The following is a 9,177-nucleotide window of genomic DNA, read 5'->3' on the forward strand; positions in this document are numbered from 1 at the left end:
TTACGAGGATACCTGTTCACGAAGGACCGACGCGGTAAGCGAGATCATCAGGTAGATACCAGCAAACAACAGGAAAGCCAAAATCGTATTTTCGAACTTGCGCGGATAGGTCGGATCTTCGCTGGCGACCGGGTTCACCGATACCGTCAGATAACGCACTTTGCGGTTGGCCTCGGTTCGCGTGGTTTCCATCTGCTCCATCGCGGTTTGCAGCATCAAATCCCGCGCCACCAGGTCGGCTTGCGCCATCTGAATCCGCACGCTCAACCTTGCCAGCGAGTTTTCGCCCGCTGAGACGTCCAGCATTTCTTCGTTCAGCTCTGCCAGTACGACTTCGAGCCTTTGGATATCAGCGCGCACACCGTCCACCTTGGCCTGGTTCGGCCGCAGGTTGTCCAACAGCGCCGCCAGTTGCAGTTCCTTTTCCTGCAGCTCGATTTCGATCGCATTGATCCGCGCCCGCAGACCGGCAAGGACGTTCTCGGGATCCAGCACCGCGCCCTGCAGTTGCAGTTCGATCAGTTCTTCCTGCGCTTTTCTGCGTTCTTCCTGCGCCAGTTCAAAACCTGCCCGCGCATCGCGCATCTGGTCTTCGCGCTTCAGTTCCGTCAAGCCGTTGATTGTTTCCTCGGCATAGGACAACAGAAGGGTCGACAGCTCGACCGATATTTCCGGGCTTGGGGCCGCAACTTCCATGCGAATGATCCCATCACTTGGGTCATACCCGATGGTGATCATCCGCTTGAACAGCTTATAGGTATCCTCAAGGGTCGCGTCCTGAGGCAGGCGCTGGATCGGGTCTATCCACTCCTGCTTGAAGATTTCCGAGAAATTGGTGTCGTTCTCAAGCCGGACCAGCGCGTCCTTTGATTCCAGAAACTCCTGCGTGGCGACCGAGTCCTGCGCAGTGGCGTATTGGGTACCTGCCAGGAACCCGCCAAAGGACGCACCACCCCCATCTGCCTGCAGGATCGAAAAGGCCGAGTCGCTTGCATACATCGGGGTCGCGACCCGATAGAAGTAAACGCCGACGATCACGGTCGGCAGCAGAACAAACACTGCCAACCGCGCGAAAAGCGCAAACAGCTTGCGTTTGCGGCGGCGGGCAATGTCCTTTTGAATTTCACCGATTTCCAGATTGCGCCGCTCAGCGGGGCTGAGTTCGGGTCCGGGCAGATTTTGCGGTGTTTCCTTCACCGTCTGCGGCAGTTGGATGGTGATTTTGTCCTTGGCCTGATCTTCCGCGTCTTTCTTTTCGGCCGCCAGATCCAGCAGATTGGCCCGCTCAAACGGGTCAATGCCTTTTTGGCGCAGCAGGCGCACCGCATCGTAGTCTGACGTCGCCGCCAGACCGTTTTTCTGCGCCAGACGCCGGGCTACGCGCAGTTGCCGCCCGGTCAGGCCTTCGCGTTTGATCGCATCGATGTCGGTAGCAGGCTGCGCGTCATTTGCGGCCTCGGACGGTTGCGTCGCCTTTCTGATGCGCGAAATGGCATCGGCCCGTGCGTCCGCCGCGTCTGCGCCCTGACGGTTGCGCCGCCAGCGGTATTTCTTAGCCTTGGGTTTGGTAGTCATATAACTGTCGTGCCTCTTCCAAGGTTTCGAACATGTAAAGCTGACCGTCCAGAAGTACAGCGGCCTGCTGTGCAAACTTCTCAAGAACGGAGGGGCTGTGCGATACGATAACCAGGGTCGTGGTGCGCAACCTCTCTTTCAGGATGTCGCCTGCCTTTCTATTGAACTCTACATCCGTTGTCGCCGGCATCCCTTCGTCAATCAGGTACATGTCGAAATCCAGCGCCAACATCAGAGCAAAGGTAAAGCGCGCCCGCATACCGGACGAATAGGTTCCAAGCGGTTGGTCAAAATATTCACCCAGACCGCATAGCCACTTGCAGTACGCCTCGATGTAATCGGGGTCCATGCCATAGATTTTCGCGATGTAGCGGGCGTTTTCCAGCGCAGAGAGCTTCTTGGCCACGCCGCCCGAGAACCCCATCGGAAACGAGATCCGGCAGGATTTTCGGATCACGCCTTCGTCTGGCTTTTCCAGTCCCGCCATCATGTTGATCAGGGTCGTCTTACCGGTGCCGTTGGGGGCAAGTATGCCGATCGAGCGCCCAAGCTCGATCCGGAACGAGACCCGGTCCAGGATCACCTTGCGGCGCGTCCCGGTCCAGAAGGACTTGCTGACATTCTCGAACTCAAGCATTCAAGGCCTGCTGCTCTTACGTTTGTTGCACCGGTCGGGCCGGTGAAGGAACGGAAAATTTACCGGTCCTTATTGGCTACATTATGTCGAAATATGAAACAAATGATCAATGCGCGTGAAAGCGACCATTCGGCACTGTGACCAATGCATCGGTTGGACTGCCGCAACGCGTTGACTATCTTTCACTTCGACCGTCAACCAGTTTGATGCAGGAAAACTTGCGATCCGATGAATTCACTACAGAAAGAGATTGAAGCCTGCCGTATCTGCGCGGACAGGTTTCGGGCCACGCAGACGGCGCATGAACCGCGCCCGGTGGTCTGGTTTCGGAACGGCACGCCGTTGCTGGTCGCGGGGCAGGCGCCGGGTGCGCGGGTTCATGCTTCGGGTCGTCCGTTCACTGACCCGTCGGGTGACCGCCTGCGCGACTGGCTGGGGATTGATGAGGCCGTTTTCTACGACCGCGCCCGCGTGTCGATCGTTCCGATGGCGTTCTGTTTTCCGGGATACAACGCACGCAAGGCCGACCTGCCGCCGCCGCCGATCTGTGGGCAGACATGGCACAACAGGGTGATGAACGAACTGGGGCAGGTGCCGCTGACCGTTCTGGTCGGTGGACATGCGCATAAGTACCACCTTGGCGCACGCGGCTCGGTCACGGACACGGTACGAGGCTGGCATGACTATGCGCCGCAGGTCTTTCCCTTGCCTCATCCGTCCTGGCGCAATACGGCATGGTTGAAGAAAAACCCGTGGTTCGAGGCCGAGCTGCTGCCGGTTCTGCGCGCACGGGTGCAAGAGGTTCTGAATGACTGACACAACCGCCCTTGATACCGCCCACACCGCCATGGAGGCCAACCCGCAGGACGACGCCGCGCGGTTGCGTTTCTTTGAACAGCTTGCCGACAGCGAGCTGTTCCTGCTTCTGGCCGAAGAAGCGCAGGATGAAAACATCACGCCGGAGCTGTTCGACGTGGCCGATGGCCGGTTCGTTCTGGCCTTCGACCGCGAGGACCGGCTGGCCCGCTTTGCCGAACGCCCTGTGCCCTACGTCGCGCTTTCGGGCCGGGTTCTGTCCGGGGTGCTGGCGGGGCAGGGGATCGGTCTGGGGCTGAACCTTGAGGTCGCGTCGTCCTCGATGCTGATCCCGGCCGAGGCGTTGGGCTGGTTGGCCACCACTTTGGAACACGCACCGGAAGAGGTGCAGCAACGTTTGGCCGAGCTCCTGCCTCCGACCGGCCTGCCGGATGACTTGCTGAAAGCGTTGGACGCAAAGCTGGCCACAGCCGTTGGCTTGGCCGAGGCCGCGTTTCTGGTTGGAACCAAATCAGAGGATGGGGGCGCGGGACATCTGCTGGGCTTTGTCGGCGCGGTTGAAGGGGCTGAGCCTGCACTGGCCAAAGCGGCTTCTGAGGCGCTGACTTTTTCCGGGATTGAGGCCGGGGCGATGGATGTCGGGTTTTTCAGCCCACATGATGCTGCTGCAGCCGCCTTGGCGCGGGTTGGTCTGAAGTTCGATTTGCCGCAGCCCGAACAAAAGGTTGTTCAACACATCACACCGGGCAGTGACCCGGACAAGCCGCCGGTGCTGAAATAAGCAGGCCCCGCGAACCGTCAGGTCGCGGGGCCATGCGTTTCTATTCTGCTGCAGCTTCCAACTTGTCCTGCGTGCGGGATTCAAAGTCGCTGGCGTCGTGGCGCTCGTGCAGCTGCGTATGCGGCTCACCAAATGCGCGGTTGACCATGCGGCCGCGTTGAACGGCAGGGCGCGCATCGACGGCCTTGGCCCAACGAATCACGTTTTCATAGGATTCCACATCCAGGAACTCGGCCGCGCTGTAGAGACGCCCCAGAACCAGCTGGCCATACCAGGGCCAGATCGCCATGTCGGCGATGGTATAATCTTCGCCCGCGATATAGGTGTTTTCCGCCAGCTGACGGTCCAGTACGTCCAACTGGCGCTTGGCCTCCATGGCGAAACGGTTGATCGGGTATTCCCATTTCTCGGGCGCGTAGGCGTAGAAATGGCCAAAGCCGCCGCCCAGATATGGCGCACTGCCCATCTGCCAAAAGACCCAGTTCATCACCTCGGTCCGCTCGGGGCCGGATTTCGGCAGGAAGGCGTCGAACTTTTCAGCCAAATGGAACAGGATCGAGGCGCTTTCGAAAACACGCAACGGCGCGTCGCCCGAGCGATCCCAAAGCGCGGGGATTTTCGAGTTCGGATTGGCCTCGACAAAGCCCGAGCCGAATTGGTCACCGTCGCCGATATTGATCAGCCAGGCATTGTATTCGGCGCCTTCGTGACCCAGCGCCAGCAGTTCCTCGAGCATCACGGTCACTTTGACACCGTTGGGCGTCGCCAGCGAATAGAGTTGTAGCGGATGGCGCCCGACCGGCAGGTCCTTGTCATGGGTGGCACCGGCGATGGGGCGGTTGATATTGGCAAACTGGCCGCCGCTTTCGCTGTCCCAGGTCCAGACTTTGGGGGGCGTGTATGGGGATTGCTCGGTCATCTGTTGTCTTTCTCAGCAAAGTTCGGGTGAATTGTCCGTTCGCCACAACAGCTAATGTTGCAAAGCCCCGAGTCCAACCCCGGATGTCAAAGAGGTTTTGTAACAAACGGGGTCGAACCTCTCACGTTTTTTCATCGGACCTCACAGCGGCGCGAGCAGGACTGCCCATCGGGGCGAAAACACCTATCCTCTCAGCAACGCCAAACCCAAAGGACAAAAGGATTGACCATATGAAACGCTTTGCCCTGACTCTTGCGACTGCTCTGACCCTTGCCGTTCCCGCTTTTGCCGGGGATCAGTATGTGGACGGCACCGGGTTTGCCGTGTCGGGTTATGACGTGGTTGCCTATCGCAATCTGGATCAGGCACCGGTCGGACAGTCCCAGCCCGAGGCGGTGCGGGGTCATGCGGATATCACGGCAGACTATAATGGCGCGACCTGGGCGTTCTCGACCGAAGAAAACCGCGACAAGTTCCTTGAAAACCCGGCTTACTACGCCCCTGCCTATGACGGGCACTGCGCCTACGGTGTGTCGCGGGGCGGCAAGGTTCCGGCGAACCCGAACCTGTGGCGCATCGTTGACGACAAGCTGTATCTGAACATCACCGATGTTGTTGTTGGTTTCTTCGAAGAGGATATCCCGGGCAACATAAATCTGGCCGAAGGTAACTGGCCGGGAATCGAGGCTGATGCCGCATCGACCAGCGTGATCCCCAAATTTACCTCGGAAGGCCCGGTCGCGAACTAAACCGCTACGCGGCAAGAACAAACCCGGCTCTTACCTGGCCGGGTTTTTTCACTGTCAGCCCGCCAGCCAGAAATCGTCGCGCATCTGCTGATCTGCGTCGAACTTGATGCGTACGCTTTTGGCACCGGGGAATTTGCGGGCCGTGATCGTTTCCGGGATCACAACCTCGCCTGCACCGGTATCCTTGGATTGAAAGCTCAGCACTTCGGTTTCCATTCGCCGGGCCGCAGCCAGGAACGAGGTCGGCAGCGCCACACGGTTCGATCCTTCCTGAACCGGGGTTGGAACGAAATAGGTCAGGTGGCGGCCATAGAACCCAACCGCATCGGGGACATGGTCCGCATCGGAATTGCGCTGAGAATCCGGGTTTGGTCCGTCACCGTCCGGGCTGTGCGCCAGTGCGGTGTTCAGCAACATACGGCAGGCGTCGATATCGGTGGTTTCCAGCTCGATCACACGTTTGCGCAGCTTCGGTCGCCGGGGCGTGCCGGCAGTTTTCCCTTTGGTGGTCAGACCCTCGCGGCGCAAAAAGTCGTATGCCTCTTTGGCGCGGGCGAAATGGGTGCAGTCGCCGTTTCTGTGATCGGGATGAGCATGAAATGCAATGTGGCGCCAGGCATCCCGAATATCGTCGGACCTTGCTGTCTGGTCTAATCCCAGAGCCGCCAGCGCGTCAGCGCGTGCATTTATCTTTTCGACAGGCTCCATTCCCAAATCAACTCATTAAACAAACACAACAACCTCAGTTTGAAGAGGCGCAGGTTTTTGTCAAATTTTAGCGGAAATTTATTGCAGATCGGGGGACAGTTGCCCCGAGGGAAGATTATTGTCCACGCATATGCTGTGGCCACCAAAACAGGCGTCAAACAAACGAAAAAGCCCGGAGCCTTTGCAGGCTCCGGGCGAAAGTGACCAACAGGTAGGTTCAGGCGACGTTCTGTAGTTCGGCCCGCGGTGTGATGCCCAGTGCAAAGCACACATCACGGGTCAGTTCGGGCCGGTTCAGCGTGTAAAAATGCAGCTTGTCCACGCCACCATCGATCAGGTCGGAACACAGCTCGGTGCACAGAGCGGTGGCCAGCAGGTCCTCACGATCATCGCGAATCGCTTTTTCAAAGGCGTGTTCGATCCAGTCCGGGATATGGGTCCCGCAGCGGCGGGCGAATTTGCGGGCGCCTTTCCAGTTCTCGATCGGCAGGATGCCGGGAACGATGGGCTTGTCGATACCCGCTTTTTCACAAGCATCGCGGAAGCGGAAAAACGTCTCGGCCTCAAAGAAGAACTGGGTCAGTGCTTCGTCCGCGCCGGCGTCCAGCTTGGCCTTGAGCCAATCCACATCCGCCGAGAAATCCTGTGCTTCTGGGTGCTTGTCGGGATAGGCTCCGACGCGGATGCTGAACATTTCGGTCTCGGACAGCGCCGAAATCAGTTCGACCGAATTGGCGAACCCCTCGGGGTGGGGCGTGAAGCGGTGGTGACCTTTGGGCGGGTCGCCACGCAAGGCAACGATATTTTCAACCCCGGCACGTGCGAAAGTGTCGGCGATTTCCAGCGTTTCCTGACGCGAGGCATCAACACAGGTCAGATGCGCAGCGACCGGCAGGCCGGACGATTTGTGCAGCGTCGTCACCGCATCGCGCGTCAGCTCGCGGGTGGTGCCTCCAGCGCCATAGGTGACCGATACAAAGCGCGGCTCAAGCGGCGCCAGGGTCTGAACCGTATCCCATAGGCGGAACGACGCCTCCAGCGTTTGCGGCGGGAAGAACTCGAATGAAATCTCAGGTGTCGTCATATCTGCCTCACAGGTCCAATCTGAGGCCCTTGTGCCAGTTCCTGCATTGTGAGACAAACTCATATTATTCAAGAACAACATGAGTATCACTGCAATGCACATTGAATTCCGCCACTTGCGCACGATCAAGGCAATCCATGAATGCGGTGGGTTGGCCCGAGCGGCGGATCAGCTGAATATCACGCAATCGGCTTTAAGCCATCAGATCAAGGGGTTGGAGGATCAGGCTGGGGTCGAACTGTTCCTGCGCCGGTCCAAGCCGATGAAGCTGTCAGCCGCAGGGCTGCGCCTGTTGCGGTTGGCGGAACAGATCCTGCCGCAGGTCGAGGCGACGCAACAGGAGTTTTCATCCCTGCGTGACGGGCGCACGGGCCGGATGCATATCGCCATCGAATGCCATGCCTGTTTCGAATGGTTGTTCCCGGTGTTGGAATCGTTCCGCAAATCCTGGGGCGATGTGGATGTCGATATCCGCCCGGGTCTGGCGTTCGACGCCTTGCCCGCCTTGCAGAAGGAAGAGGTCGATCTGGTCGTCTCATCCGATCCCGAGGATCTGCCGGGGGTCGAGTTCATCGAGCTATTCGACTATGACGCGGTTTTCGTCGCGGCCTCTGCGCACCCATTGGCGCAGAAAGAGTTCATCGAGGCTGAGGATTTCCGGGGCCAGACCCTGATCACCTATCCGGTCGAACGCACCCGACTGGATATCTTCAGCCAGTTGCTGATCCCCGCGCGGGTCGAACCGGCTGCGATCCGGCAGGTTGAACTGACCGCCGTGATCCTGCTGCTGGTGGCCTCGAACCGGGGCATTTCGGTGCTGCCCGACTGGGTGGTACGTGAGGTAAAGTACAACTCGGACTACGTCACCCGCCCGCTGACCAGGGACGGGATCACCCGCAGCCTGTACGCTGCGGTCCGCACCGAAGACCTTGAAAAACCCTATGTGCAGGAACTGATCGAACTGGCCGGAACCGAGGCGCGCAAGCTGCAGTCACAATAAGCGCGAAACGCGGGCCTGTTATGCGCATCATTCCTCTTGGCAAGGGCGCGTTGCCCCAGTATACGCGCGGTTTGACCGGACAGGAGCCTTTGGACAATGGTTGGCAGTGCAAACCTCAACATCATGATCAAGGCCGCGCGCAAAGCGGGGCGTTCTTTGGTCAAGGATTTTCGTGAAGTCGAGAACCTGCAGGTGTCGATGAAAGGCGCGGGCGACTTTGTCTCCAAGGCCGATATTGCAGCCGAGGAGATCCTGAAAGAGGAACTGCTGGGCGCGCGTCCGACCTATGGCTGGCTGGCCGAAGAGGGCGGCACCATCGCCGGCGAAGATCCGACCCGCCGCTGGATCGTCGATCCGCTGGACGGCACCACCAATTTCCTGCACGGCCTGCCGCACTGGGCGATCTCGATCGCGCTGGAACACAAAGGCAAGATCGTTGCCGGCGTGATCTATGATGCCGCCAAGGACGAGATGTTCTTTGCCGAAAAAGGCGAGGGCGCATGGATGAACGACACCCGCATCCGTGTCTCGGGCCGTCATCGCATGATCGAGTCGATCTTTTCGACCGGGCTGCCCTTTGGTGGCCGTTCCGATCTGCCTGCAACGCTGCAGGATTTGGCCCGTCTGATGCCTGCCTGCGCTGGCGTGCGCCGCTGGGGCGCTGCGGCGCTGGACATGGCTTATGTGGCTGCTGGCCGCTACGAAGGGTTCTGGGAGCGTCGTCTGAACGCCTGGGATGTCGCTGCCGGGATCATCATCGTGAAAGAGGCGGGTGGCTTTGTGCAGGCCCTGAACCCCGAAGGCAGCGTGCTGGAGGATGGTGAAGTGATCTGTTCGAACGAACCGATCTTTGACCAGTTTGCCAAGGTGATCCGGGGCTAATCACCCGACATACCGATTAAGCAAGC

10 protein-coding genes are annotated in these 9,177 nt (G+C 59.2%); 5 read left to right on the forward strand and 5 right to left on the reverse strand.

Going from position 1 to position 9,177, the window contains the following annotated elements:
• Together ACOQFT_RS17680 and ACOQFT_RS17685 are read right to left on the reverse strand one after the other, a co-directional pair.
• Positions 1-1,575: a capsule biosynthesis protein gene (locus ACOQFT_RS17680; RefSeq protein WP_421599196.1), complete on the reverse strand. Its 1,575-nt coding sequence runs from the start codon at positions 1,573-1,575 to the stop codon at positions 1-3.
• Positions 1,553-2,212 (reverse strand): ABC transporter ATP-binding protein, encoded by a 660-nt coding sequence (locus ACOQFT_RS17685; RefSeq protein WP_421599197.1) that lies wholly within the window; start codon positions 2,210-2,212, stop codon positions 1,553-1,555. The genes ACOQFT_RS17680 and ACOQFT_RS17685 overlap by 23 nt, the downstream gene beginning before the upstream one ends.
• A 228-nt stretch (positions 2,213-2,440) precedes the next feature.
• Between ACOQFT_RS17685 and ACOQFT_RS17690 the strand changes: the two genes are divergently transcribed.
• Both ACOQFT_RS17690 and ACOQFT_RS17695 read left to right on the forward strand, forming a co-directional pair.
• Positions 2,441-3,028, forward strand: a complete 588-nt coding sequence (locus ACOQFT_RS17690) for a uracil-DNA glycosylase family protein (RefSeq protein WP_421599198.1) — start codon at positions 2,441-2,443, stop codon at positions 3,026-3,028.
• Positions 3,021-3,809 carry an SseB family protein gene (locus ACOQFT_RS17695; RefSeq protein ID WP_421599199.1) on the forward strand — a complete coding sequence of 263 codons (789 nt, stop codon included), beginning with the start codon at positions 3,021-3,023 and terminating at the stop codon, positions 3,807-3,809. Before ACOQFT_RS17690 ends, ACOQFT_RS17695 begins: the two co-directional genes overlap by 8 nt.
• Positions 3,810-3,849: 40 nt before the next feature.
• Here the strand turns inward: ACOQFT_RS17695 and yghU are convergent, their stop codons facing one another.
• Positions 3,850-4,728 carry a glutathione-dependent disulfide-bond oxidoreductase gene (yghU, locus tag ACOQFT_RS17700; RefSeq protein WP_421599200.1) on the reverse strand — a complete coding sequence of 293 codons (879 nt, stop codon included), beginning with the start codon at positions 4,726-4,728 and terminating at the stop codon, positions 3,850-3,852.
• A 230-nt stretch (positions 4,729-4,958) separates the two neighbouring features.
• On the opposite strand from yghU, the gene ACOQFT_RS17705 reads away from it, so the two are divergent.
• Positions 4,959-5,477: a YHS domain-containing (seleno)protein gene (locus tag ACOQFT_RS17705; protein WP_421599201.1), complete on the forward strand. Its 519-nt coding sequence runs from the start codon at positions 4,959-4,961 to the stop codon at positions 5,475-5,477.
• Between the two features lie 54 nt (positions 5,478-5,531).
• On the opposite strand, the gene ACOQFT_RS17710 is transcribed toward ACOQFT_RS17705, so the two are convergent.
• Positions 5,532-6,185, reverse strand: a complete 654-nt coding sequence (locus ACOQFT_RS17710; RefSeq protein WP_421599202.1) for a DnaJ domain-containing protein — start codon at positions 6,183-6,185, stop codon at positions 5,532-5,534.
• A gap of 217 nt (positions 6,186-6,402) precedes the next feature.
• A complete protein-coding gene (gene metF / locus ACOQFT_RS17715) occupies positions 6,403-7,269 on the reverse strand; it encodes a methylenetetrahydrofolate reductase [NAD(P)H] (RefSeq protein WP_421599203.1) in 867 nt (288 codons plus the stop codon).
• Between the two features lie 94 nt (positions 7,270-7,363).
• Between metF and ACOQFT_RS17720 the strand changes: the two genes are divergently transcribed.
• Both ACOQFT_RS17720 and ACOQFT_RS17725 read left to right on the forward strand, forming a co-directional pair.
• Positions 7,364-8,269, forward strand: a complete 906-nt coding sequence (locus ACOQFT_RS17720) for a LysR family transcriptional regulator (RefSeq protein ID WP_421600066.1) — start codon at positions 7,364-7,366, stop codon at positions 8,267-8,269.
• Between the two features lie 96 nt (positions 8,270-8,365).
• Positions 8,366-9,151: an inositol monophosphatase family protein gene (locus tag ACOQFT_RS17725; protein WP_170440918.1), complete on the forward strand. Its 786-nt coding sequence runs from the start codon at positions 8,366-8,368 to the stop codon at positions 9,149-9,151.
• Positions 9,152-9,177: the final 26 nt, after the last annotated feature.

Source organism: Ruegeria sp. MALMAid1280 (genome assembly GCF_049195285.1).
Lineage (GTDB): Bacteria > Pseudomonadota > Alphaproteobacteria > Rhodobacterales > Rhodobacteraceae > Ruegeria.

Excerpts from the sequence above, each read along its gene's own strand:
- ACOQFT_RS17680 (WP_421599196.1), bottom strand. The coding sequence starts at position 1,575 with ATGACTACCAAACCCAAGGCTAAGAAATACCGCTGGCGGCGCAACCGT.
- ACOQFT_RS17685 (WP_421599197.1), bottom strand. The coding sequence starts at position 2,212 with ATGCTTGAGTTCGAGAATGTCAGCAAGTCCTTCTGGACCGGGACGCGC.
- ACOQFT_RS17690 (WP_421599198.1), top strand. The coding sequence starts at position 2,441 with ATGAATTCACTACAGAAAGAGATTGAAGCCTGCCGTATCTGCGCGGAC.
- ACOQFT_RS17695 (WP_421599199.1), top strand. The coding sequence starts at position 3,021 with ATGACTGACACAACCGCCCTTGATACCGCCCACACCGCCATGGAGGCC.
- yghU (WP_421599200.1), bottom strand. The coding sequence starts at position 4,728 with ATGACCGAGCAATCCCCATACACGCCCCCCAAAGTCTGGACCTGGGAC.
- ACOQFT_RS17705 (WP_421599201.1), top strand. The coding sequence starts at position 4,959 with ATGAAACGCTTTGCCCTGACTCTTGCGACTGCTCTGACCCTTGCCGTT.
- ACOQFT_RS17710 (WP_421599202.1), bottom strand. The coding sequence starts at position 6,185 with ATGGAGCCTGTCGAAAAGATAAATGCACGCGCTGACGCGCTGGCGGCT.
- metF (WP_421599203.1), bottom strand. The coding sequence starts at position 7,269 with ATGACGACACCTGAGATTTCATTCGAGTTCTTCCCGCCGCAAACGCTG.
- ACOQFT_RS17720 (WP_421600066.1), top strand. The coding sequence starts at position 7,364 with ATGCACATTGAATTCCGCCACTTGCGCACGATCAAGGCAATCCATGAA.
- ACOQFT_RS17725 (WP_170440918.1), top strand. The coding sequence starts at position 8,366 with ATGGTTGGCAGTGCAAACCTCAACATCATGATCAAGGCCGCGCGCAAA.